Source organism: Mesorhizobium sp. B2-3-7, from assembly GCF_006442695.1.
GTDB lineage: Bacteria > Pseudomonadota > Alphaproteobacteria > Rhizobiales > Rhizobiaceae > Mesorhizobium.
Genome location: NZ_VFVV01000022.1, coordinates 13,059 through 37,649, shown reverse-complemented (window position 1 = coordinate 37,649; position 24,591 = coordinate 13,059). Strand labels below are relative to the sequence as shown.

Here is a 24,591-nt window from a genome sequence, read left to right as displayed (position 1 = left end):
AGCCAGCATGTTGAATCAGATTTGCAAGCCTTAGGGAATCCCACCCGATTCAGCCTCAATTCATTCCGCTCTAGAGCGTTTCATATCTTGACGGAAGCGTAGCCTGCGTTTTCGAAGTAGTTCCTGCATTCGGCTGCCTCGATTGTTTCGACGAGGTGGCCGATGTGGCGCCAAGTGTCCTCGATTGTACGTTTCTGAGCTTGGCGCATCCAGTGTTTGATCTTGGCGAAGGCCTGCTCGATCGGATTGAGGTCCGGGGAATAGGGCGGCAGGTACCAAAGCCTGGCGCCGGCAGCTTTGATCATCTGCCTGATGGCCGCCGACTTATGACTTCCCAGATTATCCATGACGACAATATCGCCGGGCTTCAGCACCGTGATGAGCTGCTGCTCGACATAGGCCCGGAAGCATTGGCCGTTGATCGGGCCGTCGAAGACGCAAGGCGCTGTGAGCCGATCCCAGCGCAGCGCGCCGAGGAAGGTCAGCGTGCGCCAGTGGCCGTGCGGAGCCAGGCCGCGCAGCCGCTTGCCCTTCGGCCCCCAACCGCGCAGCGGAGCCATGTTGGTCTTGATCCAGGTCTCATCGATGAAGACCAGGCACTGCGGATCGAGGCCGGTCTGCCAGGATCGCCATCGCTGACGCCTGCGGGCAATATCGGCGTGTGCCTGCTCAAGGGCGAACAGCGTTTTTTTTGAAGCTCAGGCCCTCGCGCCTCAAGAACAGCCACACCGTATTGTGCGAGACCTTGATCCCGCGCGCATCCAACTCGTCCTTCAGCCGATGCAGCGTCAGTTCAGAGGTCTGATTGATCCGCTCCACAATGAAAGCCCGATGGGGCTCCAGAACGCGCTTACGGTGTCCGCCCATCTTGCCCGGCGCCACCGAGCCGGTGGCACGGTAACGCTGCGACCACTTCACCACAGAGGAAACCGCAACGCCAAAGCGCGAGGCAACCGCACGGCAGGTCTCCCCGTCGACAACTGCCGCTACTGCACGCTCACGAAGATCATTTGAAAGCGCTCGCGTCATCAGATGCTGGCCTCCAATCCAGCCAGCATCTTGAATCACAAACATCCGGTTTTGGGAATCCTACGATTCTCCCAAAATAGGAAATGCTCTAATTGACGATCAAGCCGTCACGAAATCAGCGTGACGGTGGATGCGATCAGCATCAGGGCCGCGATGCCGACGAACAGTGCGTAGATGCGCGGCCGGTCGAGCAGAAGCGCGTTTCCCGATATCCAGGCCGATGTGGCGCCGCCGAGCGCGAACAGGAAACCGTTGCGGTGGCCGAAGGTCATCGACGCGGCCATCAGCCCGCCTATGATCAGGGCGCCGAACACGATTATGACGGCGACCGCGTATCTCTCGAAGTCGTTGCCGCTGCCCATCGCCGGACCGATTGCATTCAAATTCGGCAGGTCATCCGGATCGAAGGGGCTGGTCGACCCGTATTCGTCTTGACCGATGGATTCTCGCATCACTCGTTCTCCGCTGACCGGCAACAAACCATCAACACATGCCGAGCGCAACCCGATCGCGTGTTTCTCCCTACGTGTTGACCGCGATATCAAACCGTTCCGGCAGGGCGCGCCATCCGTTTTGGCGGGTTCGGACCACCGCCGCAACGCCAGCGGTGTCGGCCCGAATGGCAACGGCCCGCCAACCTGTTTTTATATGGGCGTTTCTTCTGGAGAAAACATGATGGCGGAGTTGATTCGAGCTTCGACAGAAGCATTTTTACGCGACCGGAGCCGCGGCGCCAGGCGCGGCCGCGTAAAATTTTCAGCTCCGGGCGTCCGCTTGATGTTGAGCCAGGTGCGTTCCGCACTTGGGGCGAGCGTCATGCTGGCGCTCGCGGGCTCATGATGAAGCAGCTCGACCAAAGCGGCCGGGCTGATCGCATGGACAAAGCTCGGCCGGGGATCGATTTTCGGCGACGGCCTGCGATATCCTAAGCTGGTATCAGGGCGGCGATACGGTGGATGCTGATCTCCTTGCGTGCCTTGGACGCCTCGTTGGTCAGCCTCATGTCGAACCTCTGTACTGGACAGCCTCAATCCATAGTGCGAGCGCGGTGGCAGGCGACCGTCCCTTTACTTTCAAATCGCGGCCTCGATAGCCGCCGGCCGCGATCCATACCGTTTTTGAACGCTGATAGATTGTTACGCCTCGTGCATTCGCCCAAGCGCATGATTCCGCGAACTTTGGAGCCATTGCCGAGCCCGTTCCCGAGAATGCTGTCTCTATGTGACAAAGCTGCGTGGCCATATCAGGTCCCCTAATTTTGACGGTCCCGGCCGACGATCCCCGACCCTCGCCCAAAATCACCGAATGAATGATAGGACCGCTTCCGTTACGGTAATGTGTCGCCACCAGCGCGGTCAGGTATCTCCCGATGCAAAAGCCGCCAGCTTTCGGCAGGGACAGGTCTGGAGTGGCCAGGGATTAAACCCAGCTTAGGTCAACGAGCGGGCGGAGAGCCGGGATCGGCCGCCATTCAAACCTGATCAGGAGATCGGGCTGGAGACGATGATGCGCAAGGCGCACCTGTTCGACGCACAGCGCGGCGCCAGGATAAATTAGGGGGAATGGCTGACGCGCGCTGGCGACTGTCAGCTCATCCTGTCTATCAAGGTTTGGCGTTGGCTTTCCGCCAAGCCTCGTACTCGTCGTTCGCGCTTGGGTGCAGTGGATAGTAGCGTTGCAACGGCGCGCCCCCCATGAGTTTCATTCGTGAGAATTCCTCCCAATCGTGATGTTTCTGGGATTCTTCGATGACCTTCGGGGCCATTGCGACGGGAAGCACCACCACCCCGTCGTCATCGGCGACGATGATGTCGCCGGGGATCACCGTCACACCGCCGCAGGCAATCGGAACGTTGACCGCATTGGGATAGATGCTGGTCTGCACATGATAATTTGGCGTCCAGCCGCGCAGCCAAAGAGGCAGGTCGAGCTTTTCGACATTGGGCCGGTCGCGCATGCACCCATCGATGACGATGCCCGCACCGCCTCTGCCCTTGAAATAGGTCGACATCATATCGCCGAAGACACCGGAGCTCATGTCGCCGCGCGCGTCGACGACGACCACGTCGCCCTCCTGCGCATGGTAGAGCACATGTCTGTGAAGTTGCGTCTCCGGATCGGCATATTCTCCCTCGGTGAAGAGGTCCGGTCTCTGCGGCATGAACTGCAATGTCAGTGCCGGCCCGACGATCGACTTCCCATGGTTCTGCGGCACCGGGCCGACCATGTGCGGATTGCGAAAGCCCATGTGGCCAAGTGTGCCCGCGACCGTGGCGGCGCCGATCTCCCTTAGCGCGTCGATCAGGTCCTTGGGCGGCCGCGTGATATCGGGAGTATGCGTCATTTTCGGACTCCGGTTGAAATTGAATTACCAGTTGGTGACAGAGCCGTCGCGGCGCTTGAGATGTGGCGCTTCCCAGAAACGGAAACTCTGCGCCTGGACCGCCGCTTCATTGACCTCGACGCCGAGCCCCGGCAGGTCGCTGACCGGATAATCGGTCCCGTCGAGCCTTGGCTGTACGGGGAAAAAGTCGGAATTGTCGAAACCCAGCTTCCTTTCGGGGATCCTGGTCTCGAGCCACGCGAAGTTGGGCACCGCGGCGGCGAGATGCACGGTTGCGGCCGTGCACACGGGGCCAAGGGGATTGTGTGGCATCAGGTCCACATAGTGCGCCTCGCTCCAGCCAGCGACTTTCATCGCCTCGGTGAGCCCGCCGACATTGCAGACATCGAGCCGGTTGAACTGGTGGATGCCGCGCTCGATGTAAGGCAGGAACTGCCACTTGCTGGCAAATTCCTCGCCGATGGCAAAGGGGATGTCGGTCATCGTACGAAGGGACTCGTACGCCTCCGGGGTCTCAGCCCGTATCGGCTCCTCGAGGAAATCAAGCACGCCGCGGCCGAGCTTGCTGCAGAAGCTCGCCGCCTCGGCCACCGACAGCCGATGATGATAATCGACGCCGAGCACCACCTCATCGCCCAGCGCCTCGCGCGCTTTGTTCAGCATGCTCGCGGTAGGGCCGATCGATTCACGCGGCTCGAAGACGTCCTTGCTGCTTTGTCCGATGGGGAAGAAGCGGATCGCCTGCCAGCCCTGCGCGCGCAGTTCGCGGGCGCGTTCGATCGCAACATCGCCCTCGGCCTCGTCTCCGGTCGAGGCGAAGGTGGGCACGCGGTCGCGCTGCTTGCCGCCAAGCAACTCGTAGACCGGCACCCCCAGCGCCTTGCCTTTGATGTCATGAAGGGCGATGTCGATGGCGGAAATCGCCGCCTGCAGGACCCGGCCCCCTTCGAAGTACTGACTGCGGTAAACTTCCTGCCAGATACGCCCGATCTGCATCGGGTCGCAGCCGATGAGAAACTCGCGGTAGTGCTCGACCGCGCCGGCCACGGCTTTCTCGCGACCGCTCAAGCCGCTTTCGCCCCAGCCGAAGATACCCTGGTCGGTCTCGACCTTGACGAGCATCTGGTTGCGCGTTCCCACCCATACCGGGTAGGGCTTGATCGCGGTGATCTTCAGGTTCTTGGTCATACACGCCCGCGTTCCACGCGCATCCCCTGTCTCAGTCGGCCTTGAGGGCCATTTCAGTTTCGCCGTCGAACAGATGCATCCGCTCCTGGTCGAACTCGAGCCAGATCCGCTCATCAGGTTTGACGGCGACGTTGGGCGACACGCTGATGTTGACGATGGCGCCCGACAGGAATGCTTGCACGAAGGTGACGTCTCCGGTCGGCTCCACCGTATAGGCCTTGGCCGGAATGGCGCCCGGGACCGCGCTTTTGTGCAGCTTGATCGTCGAGTGCCGCGCGCCGAGCACGACCTTCTTGGTGGTCGCTCCCTGGACCTTGCGCGCGTTGAGTTGCGACAGTCCAAGGGTCCAGCCTTCCGCGCTGGTCAGCGCGGTGCTGCCGTTTGCCGTCGAAGCCTCCAGCGGAATAAGGCTCATCGCCGGGCTGCCGATGAAGCTGGCGACGAACATGTTGACCGGATGGGCAAAGACCTGCGCTGGTGAATCGTATTGCTGCAGATAGCCGCCATTCATCACCGCCATCTTGTCGGCCATGGTCACGGCTTCGAGCTGGTCGTGCGTCACATAGATGATCGTTGCCTTGAGGTCCTGGTGGAAGCGCTTGATCTCGGATCGCATCTGCACGCGCAGTTTGGCGTCGAGGTTGGAGAGCGGCTCGTCCATGAGGAACACAGCGGGGTCGCGGACGAGGGCACGGCCAAGGGCGACGCGCTGCTGCTGCCCGCCCGAAAGTTCCCGCGGTTTGCGCTCGAGCAGGTGCGTCATGTCGAGAACGCGCGCCGCTTCCCTGACCTTCTTGTCGATCTCGTCCCTGGAGAGTTTGCGCATCTGCAGCGGGAACGCCAGGTTCTTGTAGACCGATTTCTGCGGGTACAGCGCGTAGTTCTGGAACACCATTGCGATGTCCCGGTCCTTGGGGTCGAGATCATTGACCACCTGGTCTCCGATGACGATGTCGCCCGATGTGATCGAGGTCAGCCCCGCGACGAGATTGAGCGTGGTTGTCTTGCCGCAGCCTGAAGGGCCGACCAGCGCAACGAATTCGCCGTCATTGACCGTCAGCGAAACATCGTTGACAGCTTTGAAGCCGCCATAGGTCTTGACGAGATCTTTGAGGACCACGTGGGCCATCGGCAACTCCCTAATGCTTGACCGCGCCTTCTGTAAGGGCGCGTACGAAGTATCGTTGCAGGACGAGGAACAGCACCACGACGGGCACGCTCATCATGAAGCTGGCCGCCATCAGGCCCGGAAAGTCCGTCGTGTTTTCCGAGAAGAAGCGCTGGATGCCGACCGGCAGCGTCAATTGCTCGTTCTTGGAAAGGAAGGTGTAGGCGTAGATGTATTCGTTCCACGCGCCGATGAAGGAATAGATCGCGGTGGCGATGATCCCAGGCGTCGAGAGCGGCATCACGATCAGGATGAAGGCCTGGAACCGCGTTGCGCCGTCGATGCGCGCCGCCTGCTCGAGTTGCACCGGGATGTTGTCGTAGAAGCCCTTGAGCAGCCAGATCGCCAGCGGCAGCCCGAAGGTCAGATAGGTGAGAATGAGCGAGCCGTGCGTGTTCACCAGGCCGATCGCGCGCATCAGGATGAAGAGCGGCACGAGAAAGATCACTGCCGGGAACATGTTGCGCAGCAAAACGGCGAAGAACAGGAAGTTCCGTCCGGGGAAACTGAAGCGCGAAAAAGCGTAGGCCGCGGGGACAGCCACGATCACGGAAAGGATTGTCGTGACGGTCGACACGAACAGGCTGTTCCAGAAGAAGCGGAGGAAGTCCTGGCCGACGCTGTTCTGCGGATCGAGCAATTTCTGATAGCTGGCGAGGGTCGGCTCGTCCGGCCACCATTGCGGCGGGAATTGCGTCGCCGCGAACCCCGATTTGATCGAGGTGATCAGCATCCAGATCATCGGCAACGCCGTATAAAGCAGCATGAAAACGAGGAAGATGCGCCCGGCCCACCGCCATCCGTCGACGCGCATACGGCGACGGGTCTGGCCTCGGGAGACCGTCTCGGCAATCGCGCTCATACGCCGCCCTCCTTCCGCTCGTTGCCGCTCAGCGCACGGACGTAGAAGTAGCCCAGCGTCATCAGGATGATGAACAGGAGCACCGAATAGGCCGATGCCACGCCCCAGCGCTGCCGGCCGAAGGCGAGTTCGTAAATATGGGTGATCCAGATATGCGATGCGTTCGACGGCCCGCCGCCGGTCATGATCCAGGGGATGATGAAGGAATTGAAGTTGGCCACTGCCAGCAGCAGGATCGTCACCACCGAGACGTTGCGCAGATGCGGGAAGGTGACGTGCCAGAAGCGCTGCCAGGCATTGGCTCCGTCAACTTTCGCGGCAAGCAGCAACTGCTCGGGGACTGTCTGCAGGCCCGCCATCATCATGATCATGGCGAACGGAAACTCGCGCCAGATATTGACGACGATCAGCGAGGGGAGAACCGTGCTGACGTTGTCGATGAAATTCGGCGGTCGGTCGGCCAATCCGAGGCCGACCAGCACTGCGCCGATGATGCCGAAATCCGAATGGTAGATCCACTTCCAGATATAGGAGGCGGCGACCGCGCTGATGACCCAGGGAATGATCAGGATAGCGCGCAGCACACCGCGTCCGATAAAGTCGCGGTGGAGCGCCAGCGCAGTGGCAAACCCCAGGACAAAGGAGATGAAGGTGGACCCGAATGTCCAGATCAGCGTGTTCCAGGTGACTTTCCAGAACACCTCGCTGGTGAGGATGGCCGTGTAGTTGTCGAAGCCGATGAAGGTCTTGTCACGAAGCTGCAAGCCGGGCGGCGTCTTATAGAACGACAGCTCGATCGTGTAGTAGATCGGATAGGCGATGACGATGAGCATCACGGCGATCGCGGGCAGCACGTACGCGTAGTCGGCGCGATGCTCCCAGATATTCCGCAGCGCACCGGACCTGCCGGGTTGCAATTTTCGGCGCGCCTCGGCCTTGCCGGTCACGATCGTCACGATGGTATGCCCTTGTTTCTTCGGAACGAACCGACTGCGCTGTCAGCGCAGCCGGTCAGGTCGTGGGTCAGGCGCAGGCTAGAGCCCGCCCATCAGGTCTTTCACCTTCTGGGCCGCGTCGTCCGCCGCCTGGTCGACGGTCATCGCTCCGGTCAGAGCATTCTGCAGCATGTCCGGGACGATGATGTTCATGATCTCCGGGGCCTGCGGCAGCGCCGGGAACGGGATGCCGTATGGCAGCATCGAGGTCGTGACATCGAGGAATTTGATGTTGTCCAGACGTTCCTTCATCCATTTGGTCTTGAAGCCGTTCAGGTTGCCGGGATTCGATCCGGCATAGGCCATCTTCAGCGACCATTCAGGGCTCGTCCACATGCAGATGATAGCCTTCGCCGCCGGCTCGTCTACCTTGCCGCCTTCGACATATTCGGGCTTCAGGATGTGGATGTTCGAGCCGCCGAACACGACCGCGCGCTTGCCGTCGGGCCCGGCCGGGATCAGGCCGTAGCGCATGTTGTCTATGACGGTCTGCGCCTTGTCCTTGTCGGTGCCCGTCGCCTTCTTCTGCAGGTCGAGCATGACATTGTAGTCGGACGGGTGCGAGATCATCATGCCGAGTTGGCCGGCGACGAACAGGGGCTGGTTATCGGCCTGCTGGTTGGTGAGTGCCGAAACCGGAACCGACTTGTCGCGAACATACATGTCGTAGGAAGCCTGCAGCGCCGCCTTGCTCTGCGGGCTGTTCAGCTCGACCTGCTCATAGGTCGGGTTTGCCGCCGCTTCGTCGAAGACGCCGCCACCATAGGCCCATAGCTGCGGCATGAAGCGATACGGCGTATTGCCGGCATTCTTGCGAGCCACGAGGCCATACCCGGCAATGCCGAGCTTGTCGTGGATCTGCTTGGAGTACTTGATGACGTCGTCCCAGGTTGCCGGTGGCTTGTCCGGATCGAGGCCGGCGCGTTTGAAGATGTCGGCGTTCCAGATGAACGCCATCGTTTCGTTGTTGGTTGGAATGCCGTAGGTCACCCCGTCCCAGGTCACGGCCTTCATGGCGCCGGGCCAGAAGTCCTCGGTCGAATAGCCCACATCCTCGGGCTTCAGCGGCTGCAGATAGCCTTTTGAAGCGAATTCGGTACCACCCAGGATTTGCAAGCGGACCGCCATCGGCGCGGCATTGCCGAGGAGCGCGGTGCGGAACTTGTCGAGAAGGTCGTTATAGGTGAGGGCTTGCTCCTCGAGCTGGATGTTTGGATAGGTCTTGCGGAAGGTTTCGAAGAATTCCTTGTAGTACTGGCGCAGGAGGTCGGGGTCGCCCTCGAACACGCCCTGATACCAGAAGGTCAGTCGCCCCTTGTAGTCCAGCGGGGTGACCTTGGCACAATCGGCCGCCGTGTCGAAATCCTGTGTTCCCGCAATGGCGCGGACATATTCCGGCGACCACTTGCTGAGGTCGACCGGTGGCGCGCCCAGCGCCGATGTGGACATCAGCGATGCCGCCAAAACGCTGGCGACAGTGCCGCGCAGGACCGCACTGCCGAGTATAATCCTCGTCATAGGTATCCTCCCTGGTTCTCCCATGCCGCTTTGCGGCGAGGCAAAGCGGTCTTGCTCGTTTGATCGCAGGACGTCTTTGTATCTGTGTACCCGTTCGGGAGCCTTGTACGTTTTCAGATCATGAATTGCCTGTCAACGCGTTAGATCGTACATTGTTTATCGAAACTTTGCGTGTTAATCGGAAAGGGTGTGTATTAATCCAGGGGAGCCGGCCTTGGCCGAACCAAACGATTTCAAAGCCAAGCCACCGGTGGGGATTGACCCCATAGGAGCGTCCAGCGAGGGCGCCTCGCTTTATGAGCTGATCAGGGAAGACATCATCGAGGGACGGCTTGCCGCCAACGAACGGCTCGTGGTCACTGATCTCGCCCGGCGCCACGGCACCTCGACCAACCCCGTGCGCGAAGCCTTGCAGCTGTTGCGCGGCGAAGGCTTTGTCACCTTTCTCCCCAACCGCGGAGCGCGCGTCCGGCCTATCGATCAGGAGTTTGTCCGCGACATTTATGAGATCGGCGTTCTGATCGAGCCGGCCCTGACGCGATGGTTTGTGAATATGGCCACCGGCGAGGACATCGCCGAACTCCAACGTCTCCAGGACCTGATTGAAGAGAACAACTTCGCCGATACGTTCAGGCACAGCGAGCTGGATACCGCCTTCCACACCGTGATGTACCAGCGGCATTACAACCGCCATGCCGCCGAGCTTTGGTGGAAGCATCGTGAAGTGCTGCGAGCCGTGAGCCGGCGTTTCAATTTCACGCTTGCCCGGCGTGCCGCGATCATTCGCGAGCACCGCGAGCTCATCGCGTTCGTAAAAGCCGGAGACGCCGACAAGGCGGCCGAACTCGTTGCTCGCCATGTCGAGGGCTCCGGCCGGCACATCCTCGAACATATGCGTGCGCGCAACGCCGCTCGGGCCGGATAGAATGCCCGTTCCAGAACATCGCTAGCCCGACGATCAGACAGAGGTAGCTGACATGAAAATTACGAGCATTCGGCCGTGGCTGATCAAGTCCGATGCGTCCTATTGGGGAGAGTACCTGTTCGTCGAAGTGACGACCGACGAGGGGGTGAGCGGCTGGGGAGAGATCACGACCACCACCAAGCTCGCCAACCGCGCGCTCTGCACGATCCTGCGGCAGATCGGCGCCGCCGTGACCGGCGAGGACCCGGCCCGGATCGAGCATCTCTGGCACAAGATTTTCCGCAGCTTCACCTATATGGGCAGCCGCGGCGCCGCGGTCGAATGCGTGAGCGCCATCGACATAGCTCTCTGGGACATCCGGGGCAAAGTTTTGGGCAAGCCGATCTACGAGCTGCTGGGCGGGCCGGTGCGCGATGAAATCGCGCTCTACACCCATCCCAACCAGTCCAAATTTACCAGCAAGGAGGCGGTGGTCCGCGAAATTCGGGACATCGTCGAGTCCGGACACACCGCGCTCAAGTTTGATCCTTTCCCGCATCAGCGACGTGGCGCCGATGGCGTGTCGCGCGAACAGCGGGACGGCTACCTCGATGGCAGCATGACCCGCAAGGACGAGCGCGAAGCGGCCGAACTCACGGCTCTGATCCGCGAAACGGCGGGCCCTGATGTCGATATCCTCATCGATGCGCACGGCCGTTTCGACGTTCCGACCGCCATTCGCCTCTGCCGAAGCCTCGAGGAAGCCGGCCAGATCGACTGGTTCGAGGAGCCTTGCCCGCCCGAGAGCCTCAATGCCCTCAAGCAGGTGCGTGACAAGGTCAGCGTCGCCATCTCGTGGGGCGAACGCGGCCACACGAAGTGGGACTTCGTGCCGGTGCTCGAAAACAAGCTCGCTGACTACATCATGCCTGACGTCACCTGGACCGGCGGCATTACCGAACTCAAGAAGATCTCTGCCCTGTGCGAAGCCTACTACGTCCCGGTCTCGCCGCATGACGCCGCGGGGCCGATCAACGTGGTGGCGGGCGCGCAGGTGATGATGACAGTTCCTAACTTCTACAAGCTCGAGACGTCGGAGTGGAACCTGGGTAAATACGATCATCTCATCGACACACCGCTCGACGTTTCGAACGGCAGCCTCAAACTGACGTCGAGGCCCGGTCTCGGCATCGAGATGGACCGTGAGTACCTGCAAGCCCACGAGATTGAGCTGGGCTGACGCATGTCGCCTGATGTCGGGCTGCATGCCGCCGAAAAGCCCGCCTACCAAAACGAGGATAAGTGATGCCCAAGACCGGTGGAGCCGACGAAGCCCTTGATCGGGTGAACATGAACTCCAAGCCGTCCGATCTTCGCATCACCGACATGCGGGTGGCTGAAATCGTCGGCGCACCGTTCACAACGGCGCTGCTCAAGATCTACACCAACCAGGGCATCGTCGGCCTTGGCGAGGTGCGCGACGGGGCCAGCGCCACCTACGCGCTGATGCTGAAGAGCCGGTTGCTTGGCGAGAATCCCTGCAACATCGATCGCCTGTTTCGCCGGATCAAGCAGTTCGGCGGGCACGGCCGGCAAGGCGGCGGCGTCTCGGCGGTCGAAATCGCGCTATGGGATCTCGCCGGCAAGGCCTATGGCGTTCCGATCTACCAGATGCTCGGCGGCCGGTTTCGGGAGAAGGTGCGCCTCTATTGCGATACCGATGCAACCGTGCCGAGCGGCACAGAGACCGGCAAACGTCTCAAGCAGCGCATGGAGCTCGGCTTCACCTTCCTCAAGATGGATCTGGGGCTGATGCAGATCGCGGATGTGCCCGGCGCGGTCGTGTCTCCTGCCGGCTCACTCGAAGGCTATCGCGTTCATCCTGCCCGCGGCCCGCTCAAGACCGTTGATGAGCGGCGCGCCCGCAACGCGGCCTACGACCTGCATAATGTCGCCCACCCGTTTACCGGCCTCCATTTTTCCGACAAGGGCCTCGACCTGCTCGAGCAGTACATTGCCGAAGTTCGCGAGGTCATCGGCATGGAGATCCCGCTCGCTATCGACCACGTCGGCCACATCTCACTCCAGAACGGCATTCGGCTCGCCAGGCGAATTGAAAAATACGTGCCGGCCTGGCTCGAGGATGTAATCCCCTGGCAGTACACCGAGCAGTACCGGCAGTTGCAGGACGCCACCACGGTGCCCATCTGCACCGGCGAGGACATTTACCTCAAGGAGGGGTTCGAACCGCTGCTCAAGAGCGGTGGCCTCTCCATTATCCACCCGGACCTGCTCACCAGCGGGGGCATCCTGGAGACCAAGAAGATCGGCGACATGGCGCAGGATCACGGCGTTGCCATGGCCATCCACATGGCCGAAAGTCCAATCGCCGCGATGGCCGCGGCCCATGTCGCCACCGCGACCGAGAACTTCATGGCGCTCGAATACCACTCCGCCGATGTCGACTGGTGGGACGATATCGTCACCGGCCTTCCCAAGCCGCTCGTGCAGGACGGGTTCATCACTGTTCCGGACAAGCCGGGTCTGGGGATCGACGACGTCGTAGACGAGGTGATCTCGCAGCATCTGCAGCCGGGTGTCACCGGCATCTGGCAATCCACCGAGCATTGGGACAATGAATATAGCTGGGACCGGACCTGGAGTTAGCCCAGACGCCCAGCCCTCATTCCTCAAGCTCACAGGGCCAACGACCGACCATTCGTGTCGCCCTCTCCGAGGGGAGAGGCGAAGAAAGAAACGGACGAAACCATGATCTACGAACTGCGTATCTATGACTGCCTGCCGGGCAGGCTGCCGGCTTTGCTCAAGCGCTTTTCCGACCAGACGCTGGCCATCTGGGAGAGGCATGGCATCCGCCAAGCCGGGTTTTTCACCACGGCGATCGGCGAAAACAGCAATCGCCTTACCTATTTCCTCGCCTGGGAATCGCTGGCCGAGCGTGAGGCGAAATGGGCGGCTTTCGTCACCGATCCGGCATGGCACAGGGCCCGGGACGAGTCTGAGCGTGACGGGCAGATCGTTGCCAATATCGCCAGCCAGCTGCTCACACCGACAGCTTTCTCGTCTGTGAAATAGGACTGTGCCATGAAGATCACCGACCTGCGCTGCGCCGTCATCGGGCGGCATCCCATCGTTCGCGTCGTCACTGACGAGGGCCTCCATGGCCTTGGCGAGGTCGAGTTCACAAAGACCTATCTCAAGCCCTTTGTGCTGCATTTCCGCGAGGCGCTGATCGGCGAGGATCCGACCGACGTCGAGCGGGTGATGCTGAAGATCCGCCAGCGAGGTTCGTTCAAGCCCTATGGCGCCGCCGTCTCCGCGATCGAGCATGCGCTGTGGGACATTGCCGGCAAGGCCGCTGGCGTGCCGGCCTACAAACTGCTCGGCGGCAAGGTGCGCGACAAGGTGCGCGTCTATAACGGCTCGATCCGCCGGAAACGCGCGGGCGACCGGCCGGAGGATTATGCGGCCGACGTCAAATGGATGATGGAGCAGCCGCAGAACTTCTTCATGGTCAAGCAAGGAATCTCGTTCCACTCGAACATGAAGGACAGCATCGAGGACTTCCATTATGGCGTGACGCAGAAGAAGGCCGGCTATCACGGTGCCATGGATCAGGGCGTGATCAGCGAGCGCGGTTTCAACCACATGCTCGACTGCGTGATCGCCATGAAGGAAGTGCTGGGCGACAAGGTCAGCCTGGCGCTCGACTGCGGCCCGGGCTGGATGCTGCCCGATGCGATCAAGTTCGCTCGCGCGGTGGAGAAGTACAATTTGATGTGGCTCGAGGACATGCTGACCGGCGACTATGTGCCGTGGGTCAATCCGCAGGCCTATCGGGAGCTGACAACCTCCACCTCGACGCCGATCCATACCGGCGAGCAGATCTACTTGCGGCACAATTTCAAGGAGCTGATCGAGACGCAGGCCGTGCGCGTCATCGGCCCCGATCCTGCCGATATCGGCGGTATTGCCGAACTCAAATGGGTCGCCGAGCATGCCTACATGCACTCGATCCTGATGGCGCCGCACGGCACCGCGAATGGCCTGCTGGGCCTCGGCGCGCTGATCAATGTTTGCGCCACCTTGCCCGCCAACTACATCGCCTTCGAATATCCGAGCGCCTCTGACCCCTGGTGGGAGGATCTCGTGATCGGCCTGCCGTCGCAGATCGTGAAGGACAGCATGGTGGACCTGCTGGAAGCGCCGGGACTGGGCCTCGATATCGACGCCGAAGCAGCCAGGAAGTATCTCAGGGAAGAGGATACGGGCTTCTTTGATTGAACCCCTCTTCTTTCGTCACCGGAACCACGCCGACCGCGCCGCTACATTCTCATCGGTATCCGTCGTCAGACGCCTGTTGATGTGATCCACAGCTTGGGTCAAAGTTGGTTGGTCTGAACTGGACCGTCAGAGGCGGTGGCGTTGAAGCGGACTGGCAAAAACATCGTTGTCTGCTGCGATGGAACGGGAAACCAGATCGAGCGCAATCTCTCGAATGTCTTGAAGTTGTTCCGCATCCTGAAGAAGAATGAGGAGCAACGCGTCTATTACGAGGCCGGTATAGGAACAATCGGTGCCAGCGATGCCTGGGCGCGATGGCGTCAGAACACGAAATCCGTGTTCGAGCTCGCAACTGGATATGGTCTCGACGCTGAAATCGCCGGCGCCTACGCCTTCATCTGCAGGCACTACGTCGAAGGGGACGTAATCTTCCTCTTTGGCTTCAGCCGCGGAGCCTATACAGCCCGCGCCGTTGCGGGCTTGATCCACATGATCGGCCTGCTGCATCCGGACCAACTCAACATCGTCGAGTATGCCGTAAGCTCTTACAAGCAAGCCAGCGATGAGCACGACCTTAGCGTTGCCTGGCACTTTTCCAAGGTTTCAGGAGCCCGGGACGCGCGCATCAGATTTCTTGGTGTTTGGGACACCGTGGCGTCGATCATCGTGCCGCGAAGCGACCGGCTTCTGCCACAGCTCCTCACACTGCCGCATACGAGGACCAACCCGAGCGTCGAAGTCTTTCGACATGCAATTGCGATCGATGAGCATCGTCGCATGTTCCGGCTGAACCGGTGGGTCGAGCCGCAGCCATTCGTCGAAAATCCTTTCGACAAGATTTCGCCGGCAAAAGAGCAGGATATCAAACAAGTCTGGTTCGCCGGATCTCATTCCGATGTCGGCGGTGGCTATCCTGAAGAGGAAAGCGCCATATCCAAATTTCCGCTCGACTGGATGGTTGATCAGGCCAAAGCATTTGGATTGCAGACCAATTCCCGCATGCTGGAGCGGCTTGTCTTCGGGGAAGGGAAGGGCGAGGGGACGATGACGTTCGTCAGCCCCGATCCGTTGGGGATCGTGCATGATTCAATGACCGTGGGCTGGAAGCCGCTCGAGTGGATCCCAAAGTCCGTCAAATGGCGTGAATGGAAGCGAAAATCGGTCCTCGGCTTCTACCTACCGCAAGCCGAGCCGCGCACGATCGAGCGACAGGAACGGCGGCCGCTGGTCCATCAGTCGGTTCTGGATCGGAAGGCGGCGATCCCGGCCTATAAGCCCGAGAATTTTCCAACGGCATTCAATGTTGAACCCTATGGTGACCTCATGAAGGATCACCTGGCCAACGAAGCCGCTACCTAGCGCAGACACCGAGCGGGCCAGCAGGTCTGTGACGGCAGAGAATTTCGGGTGGGTCGGTCCTACTTCGGCAGTCAACGCGTGGAACGCGCGCGTTTCGTCGGGTCATGGAACTCTGCTGCTTTCAACGCCGGTTCAACGAGACGGCAATGATGATGATAGCGCCCTTGATCACCTCCTGGATGCTGGTCGAAAGACCGAGCACGAGAAGACCGAATCCGAGAATTCCTATGAAGATTGCGCCGACGACAGAACCGACGATCGATCCATAGCCGCCGAAGAGACTTGTCCCGCCTATGATCACGGCCGCGATGACGTCGAGTTCGAGACCCGCCCCCAGGCTGGGATTGCCGGCGGTGGAGCGGGCCGCGAGCATCATCCCTGCAAGGGATGCCATCATGCCGGACAGCACAAAGGCGAAAATTTTGACGCTGTCCGTCCGCACCCCGGAAAAGCGGGCGGCTACAGGGTTTCCACCAGTCGCATAAACACGCCTGCCGAAGGGCATCTGGTGCAGAAGATAATAGCCGACGGAAGTTAGGACGATTGTCCACCAGATTGGCGCCTGCACGCCCAGAAAACTACCGTTCCAGAACAGGTTCGAGAAATCATCGTCGACGATCGACACTGGCCGGGTGCCGGTGATCGTCAGCGCCAGTCCGGAAAAGATCGACAGCATGCCAAGGGTCACAAGAAACGATGGAATGCGTATTTTTGTAACAAGGATGCCGGAGGTGGCCCCGATCGCTGCGCCGGCTGCCAGCACCAGAAGAGCTGCGACGTAGGTGGGAACATCCTGGCCGAGCAGCAGCGCTCCGATCATCCCCGAAAAACTTGCAACCGATCCTACCGACAGGTCGATTTCGCCGCAGATGATGACGAATGTCATGCCGATCGCCATTGCCGAAACGATGGCCGTGATGCGCAGAACCGCGCTTGCGGTCGACACAGACGCGAAGTGTGGAGCAAACAGGACGAAGTAGAGGGTTATCGCCAGGAAGATCACATAGGTGATGTGATCGCGGAAAAAATTTATCGCATTTGCGTGCGAGGGCATAGGGGACGGTTTCATGCTGCAACTCCCTGGGCGCGCGCACTGGCTTGTCTGGCCGCCTCGGCCTGCAGCAACGCGCGAAGTTTTGTCTCGTCGTCCGCGCGATCGATGCTGCGCGTGATCCGCCCTTGCGCCATCACCAGAATGCGATCGGACAAATCCAGGAGTTCTTCGAGTTCCGAAGAAATGAGCAGCACGGCGACGCCTTCGCCGGCCGTGCGGCGCACAAGTTCGCGCATATCGCGCTTGGCATTGATGTCGACGCCGGAGGTTGGTTCGTCGAGGATCAACAGCTTCGGCTTCATGGCCAGCCATTTGGCGAAGACGATCTTCTGCTGATTGCCGCCCGAAAGCTCCTGGGCTTTCTGTAAGGGACCGCGGCACAGGATACTGAGATCGTCCCGGTATTGTCTGAACAGAGCCGTTATCCGGGCCTTCGCCATCGGCCCGAACGGACCCGCCAGCGAGAACTCGGAAAGGCGGGGAAGTGCGAGGTTCTCCTCGATCGAACGTCCACCCACAAGACCTTCGAGCCGACGGTCTTCGGGGACAAGCGCGATACCGGCAGCGATGGCCCTGCTGACACTGCCCGGCTGGACGGGGTCGCTCCCGACGGCGATGTGGCCGGTTACATCCGGAAGGATGCCGAACAAGGCCTTGCCCAGGGTCGAGCGGCCACTGCCGACAAGCCCGGCAAGGCCGACGATCTCGCCCGGGCCGATCGAGAACGACACGCCGGACAGTTTGCGCGAGGTGGCAAGGTCACGGACCTCAAGAGCCGGCGTCCCGGCGGGCGTTGCAGGCTGCCGATTTGCTGGCGCGGCTGCGGCGGGGGAAGGCGTTTGGACCTTGGGCCGGGACATCAACGCCGCGATATCCTCGATGGACGTCTTCTCCGGATCGAGCGGACCGACCAGACGTCCATCCTTGATGATCGAGATGCGATCCGAAAGCTGCAGCACATCGGCCATGCGATGGCTGATGTAGACGATACCGATTCCGTTCTGCTTGAGCTGACCGATTGTCCGAAAAAGCGTTTCCTCCTCATGGATGGTCAGGGACGAAGTCGGCTCGTCCATTACGAGCAGCTTGGCGCCCCGCGAGATCGCTTTGAGAATCTCGACCATCTGGCGCTGAGCGAACGCCAGGTCGCCCACACGTGCCGAAGCATCGAGCGAGAAGGCAAATCGCTCGATCAGAGCCCGGGCCTCGCGCAGCATTTTTCTGGCATCGACACGTCGGCCGAAGGCGAGCGGCTCGCGAAGGATAAACAGGTTTTCGGCAACCGAACGGTTCGGCAAGACGCTCAGCTCCTGGAAGATCATTGCGATTCCGCGATCGATCCTCTCTCGAAGCGACAGGGCGGTGACGTCCTCGCCGTCGAACAGAATCCGGCCTTCGTCCGTCCGATACGCGCCCATGAGGATCTTCATGAGCGTCGACTTGCCCGCACCGTTTTCGCCGAGCAGTGCATGCGTTTCGCCGGCCTTGACCTCGAACGAAATGTCCGACAGCACGCGGTTCGCGCCAAACGACTTGCCGATGCGTTGCATCGTTACGATAGGGCGCTGGGACGTTGAAGTTTTCGCTTCGGCCATGACGATTTCTCGATCGCTCGGGGAGCGCCGGCGGACTGCTGCGGCCCGCCGGCGAAAGAAGGAGCCAGAGCAATTCCAGGAAAAGTGTGTACGGTTTTCCGTCTGGAATTGCGCAAAAACAAAGAGATAGAGCGGTTCGCCGTTTCCGTGAAACGGTGAACTGCTCTAGAAGCACTCGCCGTTGCAGATTTTCACCACCGAAGCCGGCGCATCTTCCTTGGTGACCTGCTTAAGGGCACTGAGAAGGTCGAGCTTCTTGACGCGCAACGTCGGTACCGAAATGTACGGCGGGACGTCATGTCCAAGCAGAGCAAGCGCGGCCGCCTTGGCCTCCGCGACACCCTGGTCATAGGGGCGTTGCGCACCCACGGCCAGAAACTCGCCACGTGCAACGTTCAGCGCGCTGTCTGCGGCAATGTCATTCGTGGTGATGACGATGTCGCGGCCGAGTGTCTTGGCCGCGGCCACGACCTGCTGCGCGGGCGTGTCCCAGGCAACGAAGATGCCCTTCATGTCGGGATGCGCCGTCAACATGGCGGTGGCGACCTCGTAGGCCTTCTCAGGCGCGGTGAAGGTACCGACGTCCGCGACCTTGATGTCGGGGTGTTCGCCGAATGCCTTGAGTGCGCCGACCTTGCGGGCCGCGACCGAGTAGTAATAGTCATAGACCAGCGTGATGATGCCGACCTCGCCCTTGCCGCCAATGGCCCCGACAAGTTCCTGCGCGGCGAAATAGGCGTTCTTCTCATTGTCGGAAGCGACAACGGACACATAATCCTTGCCCGGCGCCATATCGACCGGAACGTTGTCCATGAAAACCAGCTTGATGCCGGCTGCCGCCGCCTTCTTGTAGGCTTCGGATTCGGACTTCGGATCGATCGGGATCGAGAAGATCACATCCGGCTTGCGTGCGATCATCTGCTCGAGATCGCTGATCTGCTGGCCGGGCTGGAACTTGGCGTCGGTGGTTCCGACAACCTCGATGCCAAGGTCCTTGAGCGTGTTCGAGATCCCGGCCACCTGCAACTGAGGCCAGCCGGCATCCATGGTGTGCATCACCAGCCCGGCGGTAAACTTTCCGGCCTTCAGCTTTGCAAGGTCGGCATCGGAGAATTTCAGCACGTCTGGCGACACCGCCGGCGGACCGTCCGGGAAACCCGGAACGGGTTGGCCTCTCGGCGATAAGGGCAACGGCTCGAGCAGCGCCTTTGCTTCCGGTGGAATGGTGTCGTCGGCGATCGCCGAAGATGCGGCCAACCCCGACAATGCCACGGCCAAAGCCGCCGCCATGAATCCACGATAATGCATTTTATTCCTCCCGATGAGATGAAACGGCCATTTTGGCCGGGTAGCGACCTGGCTGGTCGTACTGGCTGGGCGCTGTTCAGCGCCCGTAAGGCATCAATGCCGCCGTGGCGGCACCCGAGTAATTCACGTAGACCGTCTTCTTGCGCATGTAGCTCTCGAGCCCGTGTACGCCGTCGTCACCGCCCAATCCGCTCTCGCGGAAGCCGACATGGAAGCCCTGCAGCATTTCTGGCCCGATCCGGTTCACATAGATTTCGCCAAACGAAACCTCGTTGACGGCGTTCATGATGCGACCCAGATCGTTGGTGAAAAGATAGGCCGACAGGCCATAGCGACTGGCATTGGTGATGCTGACTGCCTCCTCGAAGGTGTCGAAGGGCATGATAGGCACGACCGGGCCGAAGATTTCCCGCGTCATGATCGGCATGTCGGGCGTCACGTCGGTCAATACGGTCGGATTGAGCCAGTAGCCACCATCGATCGGCGCCTTGGCCGGGCGTCCGCCGGCCAGAGCCAGCTTCGCGCCGCCCGCGACGGCTTCCGCCAGGACCACCTCGACCTTTTCCAATTCCTCACGGCTGACTTTGGGACCGATATCGGTATTCGCCTGCATCGGATCACCGACGACCAGCGTCTTTGAGAACTCCACGAAGCGCGTGACGAACTGATCGTAAATCGAACGGTGGACGAGCGTGCGTTCGTTGCATATGCAGACCTGCCCGCAATTCATGTAGCGCGAGGTGGCCGCCGACCGCACCGCCAGGTCGAGATCGGCATCGGCCAGGACGATGAAGGGCGCCTTGCCGCCAAGCTCCAGCGAAACGGGCGTCAGGTTGCGCGAGGCATTCGCCATGATGCGCTTGCCGGTCGGCACGCTTCCGGTCATGGTGATGAGGTCGACGCCGGGTTCCGTGCAAAGCACCTCGCCTATGGTTTCGCCTCGTCCTGTTATGATGTTGACCACGCCGTCCGGCACGCCCGCTTCCACAAAGATGCGAGCCATTTCGAGCGCCGAAAGCGGCGTGTCTTCATGCGGTTTGAGGACGATGGTGTCGCCAGCGATCATGGCGGGCGCCACCTTTCGGCTGACCAGGGCGCTCGGATAATTCCAGGGAATGATGGCGGCGACGACGCCTACGGGTACGCGCTGGATCCAGACCTGCTCTCCCGCGTAGTCGGATGGCAGGATCTCACCTTGAATGCGGCGGGCAAACTCGGCGTAGTAGTCGAAGAACTCGGCCGCACCGCCGACTTCACCCATGGCCTCATTGATCGGCTTGCCTTGTTCCCTGACGACCACCTCGGCCAGATGTCGGGCGTACTGTCGGATCAAGACCGCGATCCGCTTCATGATCGCCGCACGAGCGAGGGGTGATTTGAGCCCCCAGGCTTTCTGCGCCTTACGGGCTGCCTCTATCGCCTGGCGAGCCTGATCCGGACTTGCCTCGGGCACGTCGACAAAAGCCTTGCCGTTGGCCGGGTTGATCACCGGGCGCGTGCCGGCTTCGCCGGTGACAAATCTGCCGTCGATCAGCATGAGATGGGACTTCTCTACAGCCATGGTTCGATCCGCTTCTTCGTGCGTTGCAGGCGTGCCGGCGCCTAAGGTTTGGATTTTGCCGCGGCCATCTGGACGGCGAACTCGATCGCCTCGACCAGGCTGTCCTCGTTGGCGATGCCCTTGCCGGCGATGTCGAAGGCCGTGCCGTGGTCGACGGAGGTACGAATGATCGGAAGGCCGAGCGTCACATTGACACCGGAGAGCGCTTTCCATTCACCGGTCGCGGGATCGACATTGAAGCCGAGCAGCTTCACCGGAACATGGCCCTGATCGTGATACATCGCGACCACCGCATCATACTGACGGGCACGTAGCTTGACGAAGACCGTGTCGCCCGGAACAGGTCCAACCACGGTGAAATCGGGCGATGTGTAAGAGGCGACGACCGGGGTCGTGATGTCGATATCCTCACGACCGAAAATGCCGCCTTCGCCAGCGTGCGGGTTGAGCGCGGCAATCGCAATGCGCGGATGCGCAATGCCGAGGCCCTGCAATGCCTCGACAGTCAACTTGATAACCCGGCGCAAACGAGGTCCGGTCAGTTTCGAGGGAACTTGAGCCAGCGCCACATGGGTCGAGACATGGCTGACGCGAAAATCGCCATGGGCAAGCATCATCACGGAATCGCGTGCGCCTGTCAGCTCCGCCAGCATGTCGGTATGGCCGGCATAGTGATAGCCGGCCAGGTTGAGCGCTTCCTTGTTGAGAGGAGCCGTAACGATGCCTGCAATCGAGCCGGCCTGAGCCAGGCGAACAGCCTTTTCGATGGCCAGGTAGGCAAGGCGCCCGCCTTCGGCCGACATGACGCCTGTCTCTATGGGTATCCGCTCTGGTCCGGCCTCAAGAATGGCCACGGGCGGAAAATGTCCGTTGGGCGAAGCCGACGGTTCTTCCCGCTCGATACGTCCTGAAATGGACTCCATCGCGCGCATCGCGGTGACGCTGCCGATGATGAGAAGCGACAGTGACCCCTCGGCAAGGCGCGGTTTCAGCCGTGCGCATGCCTTCGCGATGATCTCGGGGCCGATGCCCGCGGGATCACCCATTGTGATGCCGAGCCTTGGACCAGACATAAACACCCCATATCGGTCAATTGTGATCATCTTCTAATCCTTCTGGCCAGATATGCGCAATAGTTTTCTTTCGCGATCATTCGCAATCAAATTTCACGGCTGATCGGACTGCGCCTCTCCCTCTGCGGGCTGAAATCTCGACCGCGCTCGGCTTCGCAGTGTTTTTTGACGCTATTTGACCGGCAAGGCGGATGTGCCGCGTCTTCGCCGGCGATCGTCCTGATCAGGAACGCGCGAGAGCGGCAAGCCTGCAGAGCAGGGCGCTGTCGCCGAACGCGCCCGATTTCGAAATCGTGGCCAGCCCCTCGAAAACGCCGCCTTTGATGACGGAAACCGGCAGCCCCGGCTCGATCTCGCTTTCGACCGTGAGTTCGACGGCGCCTAGGCTGTCGCACACCGACCGCAATGTTTCGCCGCCAGTGACGAGCAACGTGCCGGGCCTTGGCAAACCTTCGAGAAGCGAGGCAAACACCTTGCCGATATGATCCGCCACCGCGTGGCGATCACCCGATGCAGCGACGCTGACAATTGATGGCGCGCCTTGCATCATACGCTCCGCCAAGCGCTTTTTCGCTTTGTCGATGTCGCGTTCGACGACGATATGCGCATCCGCATGCCCGGCGGCAAAGACGGCCACCTGTCCCGCCGTGATCTCGTGATTTGTGCCGACAAGGCCAAGGAACGGCCCGGATAACGCAAGAGCAGGCTTCTGCGGTGCTTTCATGTGCCGGGCGAGTGCCGCCGCCAAGCCGCCTGTACCGACCCACAAGATCCGTGCCTCCGGCATTCCGGCCGTTGCGACGATCTTGTCCAGGTCCGTGTCCGTTTCGGCGTCGTAGAGGGTGATGAAATGAGCCGACCGTGCCCCCGGTGTTGAACGCCCGACCGAAAAGCGCTGGCCGAGGTCGGCGAGGAGGTCGGGACCTACCATTTCGGGGCGATCGAGCCGCCATTGGCGTCCGACGCGCGTAACGCGCCCCTGAAACGGGAAAGCAGGCGCCAGCACAACGCGCTGGTACGTCCCCTCGACGATGCAGGCTTCTATTTCGGCGATGACGTGACCGCGCAAAAGGCTGTCGATCTTCTTGAAACTCAGCTGTCCGGCGGCGAGCCATGGCGCGAGCGCCCGGTGCCTGGCGACGGCCGTCGCCTCGGCGCCCTCTCGTGTGGCGACATCGACAGCCATGCGCTCCGAAAACGGACCGTCCAGTCGCCAGCTCACCCCAATGCCGTGGCCGGGCGATGCGAAGGAAACCGCGCTGTCCAGGGCGCCGGTCAGGTCATCGGCTACGACCCGGATATCCACGCCCTCAAGAGCGCTCAACTGAAGAACCTGGACGGCTGACGCGCACGACGCGGACGTTCACATCGAGCGTCCGAAGATTGGTGAGGTGAGCCTGATCGATGCCCTCGTCGGTAATGATCTGGTGGATATCGGCCAGACGGCAGATGGTGCAGAAATTGGGGGCAGTGAACTTCGAATTGTCCGCAAGCACGACGACACGGCGCGCCGCCGCGATCATCGCCTGCTTCATCGCCGCAACCTCTAGCGAGGTCTCCGTGAGCATGTCTCCGGTGATGGCATGGGTCCCAAGAATGGCCACATCGGCGTGGATGGTTCGCAGGAAATTCTCGCCGGGCTGGCCGACCAGGGTCAGGGAGCCCGGCTTGCAGGTGCCTCCAAGCATGACGAGGCGTACTTCCGGCACGGCTGCCAGTATCTGCGCGATCGCAAGACTGTTGGTAACGGCGGTAAGCGGGATAGGCGCCGCGGCGATGGCGCGGGCGACTTCCAGCACGGTCGTGCTTGCGTCGAAAATGACGCTTTGGCCGGCGCGGAGTTCCGACATCATGGCGGCACCTATGGCCTCTTTCTCAGCCCTGGCGAAATGCGCTGCGGTGGCGAGATCCGGCTCGAAGGTGGCGAGTTCCGTGCGCTGAAGCATCGCACCGCCATGCGTTCGCTCCAGTGCTCCCTGCCGTTCAAGCATCTCGAGGTCGCGCCGGATCGTCGAAGGCGATGCGCCGATGAGATCGATAAGCTCCTGAACGCCTACGGCTCCTTGCCGTTTAAGGCATTCGAGGATGAAGGCATGACGCTTGGCCGGAATCAAATCGACCCGTCCGCGCCCGCCATCGTCTTCCCGTGACCCGGCGGACGCCGAGGGCGCCATGTCCTCCACCGCTGATTTTCGGACATTCCTAGCCACGTTTGTATCTCCGCACGGCGTCGCAAACGCGCTCGCCTGAATCACGGCGAGCGATCTGCCGCAAATATCATGAATCCATCCAGCAAGCCCAATCGTTTGTCATCTTGGTGGGCGAATT

At 61.0% G+C, this 24,591-nt stretch carries 23 protein-coding genes; 8 read left to right on the top strand and 15 right to left on the bottom strand.

All coding sequences use genetic code 11. From position 1 onward, the window contains the following. Positions 1–80: 80 nt before the first annotated feature. Positions 81–1,029 (bottom strand): IS630 family transposase gene (locus FJ940_RS28075; RefSeq protein WP_140658559.1). Its coding sequence is split into 2 segments (ribosomal slippage): positions 81–692 and positions 694–1,029, totalling 948 coding nucleotides; the frame shifts between segments, so codons are not numbered across the junction. 107 nt (positions 1,030–1,136) lie between these two features. Further along, on the bottom strand, positions 1,137–1,481 hold the full coding sequence (locus FJ940_RS28070) for a hypothetical protein (protein ID WP_140496551.1): 345 nt from the start codon (positions 1,479–1,481) through the stop codon (positions 1,137–1,139). Here FJ940_RS28070 and FJ940_RS28065 point away from each other — a divergent pair. After that, positions 1,468–1,869 (top strand): hypothetical protein, encoded by a 402-nt coding sequence (locus tag FJ940_RS28065; protein ID WP_140513305.1) that lies wholly within the window; start codon positions 1,468–1,470, stop codon positions 1,867–1,869. The two genes, FJ940_RS28070 and FJ940_RS28065, sit on opposite strands and share 14 nt — an antisense overlap. Positions 1,870–2,632: 763 nt before the next feature. Here the strand turns inward: FJ940_RS28065 and FJ940_RS28060 are convergent. The 6 genes from FJ940_RS28060 to FJ940_RS28035 form a co-directional block, all read right to left on the bottom strand. Further along, positions 2,633–3,373, bottom strand: a complete 741-nt coding sequence (locus FJ940_RS28060; protein WP_140496549.1) for a ribonuclease activity regulator RraA — start codon at positions 3,371–3,373, stop codon at positions 2,633–2,635. A 24-nt stretch (positions 3,374–3,397) separates the two neighbouring features. Then, positions 3,398–4,561: a mandelate racemase/muconate lactonizing enzyme family protein gene (locus tag FJ940_RS28055; protein ID WP_140658557.1), complete on the bottom strand. Its 1,164-nt coding sequence runs from the start codon at positions 4,559–4,561 to the stop codon at positions 3,398–3,400. Between the two features lie 31 nt (positions 4,562–4,592). Then, positions 4,593–5,690, bottom strand: coding sequence for an ABC transporter ATP-binding protein (locus tag FJ940_RS28050; RefSeq protein ID WP_140658555.1), 1,098 nt, complete (start codon positions 5,688–5,690; stop codon positions 4,593–4,595). Between the two features lie 10 nt (positions 5,691–5,700). Further along, positions 5,701–6,591 carry a carbohydrate ABC transporter permease gene (locus tag FJ940_RS28045; RefSeq protein WP_140496543.1) on the bottom strand — a complete coding sequence of 297 codons (891 nt, stop codon included), beginning with the start codon at positions 6,589–6,591 and terminating at the stop codon, positions 5,701–5,703. Further along, positions 6,588–7,547, bottom strand: coding sequence for a sugar ABC transporter permease (locus tag FJ940_RS28040; protein WP_140557668.1), 960 nt, complete (start codon positions 7,545–7,547; stop codon positions 6,588–6,590). The genes FJ940_RS28045 and FJ940_RS28040 overlap by 4 nt, the downstream gene beginning before the upstream one ends. A gap of 78 nt (positions 7,548–7,625) precedes the next feature. Next, the gene (locus FJ940_RS28035; protein ID WP_140513311.1) at positions 7,626–9,104 is read right to left on the bottom strand and encodes a sugar ABC transporter substrate-binding protein; all 1,479 of its coding nucleotides are present in this window, start codon (positions 9,102–9,104) and stop codon (positions 7,626–7,628) included. 214 nt (positions 9,105–9,318) lie between these two features. On the opposite strand from FJ940_RS28035, the gene FJ940_RS28030 reads away from it, so the two are divergent. The 6 genes from FJ940_RS28030 (at position 9,319) to FJ940_RS28005 (ending at position 15,672) form a co-directional block, all read left to right on the top strand. Next, on the top strand, positions 9,319–10,029 hold the full coding sequence (locus FJ940_RS28030) for a GntR family transcriptional regulator (RefSeq protein WP_140496537.1): 711 nt from the start codon (positions 9,319–9,321) through the stop codon (positions 10,027–10,029). 52 nt (positions 10,030–10,081) lie between these two features. After that, positions 10,082–11,248, top strand: coding sequence for a mandelate racemase/muconate lactonizing enzyme family protein (locus FJ940_RS28025; RefSeq protein ID WP_140658554.1), 1,167 nt, complete (start codon positions 10,082–10,084; stop codon positions 11,246–11,248). Between the two features lie 65 nt (positions 11,249–11,313). Continuing rightward, on the top strand, positions 11,314–12,675 hold the full coding sequence (locus FJ940_RS28020; protein ID WP_140580357.1) for a mandelate racemase/muconate lactonizing enzyme family protein: 1,362 nt from the start codon (positions 11,314–11,316) through the stop codon (positions 12,673–12,675). A 102-nt stretch (positions 12,676–12,777) separates the two neighbouring features. Further along, entirely contained in the window at positions 12,778–13,104 is a 327-nt protein-coding gene (locus FJ940_RS28015; RefSeq protein WP_140496531.1) for an NIPSNAP family protein, read from the top strand. 9 nt (positions 13,105–13,113) lie between these two features. Further along, the gene (locus FJ940_RS28010; protein ID WP_140496529.1) at positions 13,114–14,313 is read left to right on the top strand and encodes a mandelate racemase/muconate lactonizing enzyme family protein; all 1,200 of its coding nucleotides are present in this window, start codon (positions 13,114–13,116) and stop codon (positions 14,311–14,313) included. Between the two features lie 141 nt (positions 14,314–14,454). After that, positions 14,455–15,672, top strand: a complete 1,218-nt coding sequence (locus FJ940_RS28005) for a DUF2235 domain-containing protein (RefSeq protein WP_140658552.1) — start codon at positions 14,455–14,457, stop codon at positions 15,670–15,672. A gap of 121 nt (positions 15,673–15,793) precedes the next feature. On the opposite strand, the gene FJ940_RS28000 is transcribed toward FJ940_RS28005, so the two are convergent. From FJ940_RS28000 to FJ940_RS27970, 7 genes are all read right to left on the bottom strand, one after another. After that, positions 15,794–16,675, bottom strand: a complete 882-nt coding sequence (locus FJ940_RS28000) for an ABC transporter permease (RefSeq protein WP_181165435.1) — start codon at positions 16,673–16,675, stop codon at positions 15,794–15,796. Between the two features lie 62 nt (positions 16,676–16,737). Next, entirely contained in the window at positions 16,738–18,321 is a 1,584-nt protein-coding gene (locus FJ940_RS27995) for a sugar ABC transporter ATP-binding protein (RefSeq protein ID WP_140580355.1), read from the bottom strand. Positions 18,322–18,486: 165 nt separating this feature from the next. After that, positions 18,487–19,629, bottom strand: a complete 1,143-nt coding sequence (locus FJ940_RS27990; RefSeq protein WP_140496521.1) for a substrate-binding domain-containing protein — start codon at positions 19,627–19,629, stop codon at positions 18,487–18,489. A gap of 76 nt (positions 19,630–19,705) precedes the next feature. After that, on the bottom strand, positions 19,706–21,190 hold the full coding sequence (aldA, locus tag FJ940_RS27985; protein ID WP_140658550.1) for an aldehyde dehydrogenase: 1,485 nt from the start codon (positions 21,188–21,190) through the stop codon (positions 19,706–19,708). 41 nt (positions 21,191–21,231) lie between these two features. Then, positions 21,232–22,263 (bottom strand): 4-hydroxythreonine-4-phosphate dehydrogenase PdxA, encoded by a 1,032-nt coding sequence (gene pdxA / locus FJ940_RS27980; protein WP_210240113.1) that lies wholly within the window; start codon positions 22,261–22,263, stop codon positions 21,232–21,234. Between the two features lie 223 nt (positions 22,264–22,486). Next, a complete protein-coding gene (locus FJ940_RS27975) occupies positions 22,487–23,587 on the bottom strand; it encodes a four-carbon acid sugar kinase family protein (RefSeq protein WP_140564755.1) in 1,101 nt (366 codons plus the stop codon). Next, positions 23,574–24,302, bottom strand: a complete 729-nt coding sequence (locus FJ940_RS27970) for a DeoR/GlpR family DNA-binding transcription regulator (protein WP_348640502.1) — start codon at positions 24,300–24,302, stop codon at positions 23,574–23,576. Before FJ940_RS27970 ends, FJ940_RS27975 begins: the two co-directional genes overlap by 14 nt. On the opposite strand from FJ940_RS27970, the gene FJ940_RS29100 reads away from it, so the two are divergent. Continuing rightward, the gene (locus FJ940_RS29100) at positions 24,219–24,413 is read left to right on the top strand and encodes a hypothetical protein (RefSeq protein WP_348640503.1); all 195 of its coding nucleotides are present in this window, start codon (positions 24,219–24,221) and stop codon (positions 24,411–24,413) included. The two genes, FJ940_RS27970 and FJ940_RS29100, sit on opposite strands and share 84 nt — an antisense overlap. Positions 24,414–24,591: the final 178 nt, after the last annotated feature.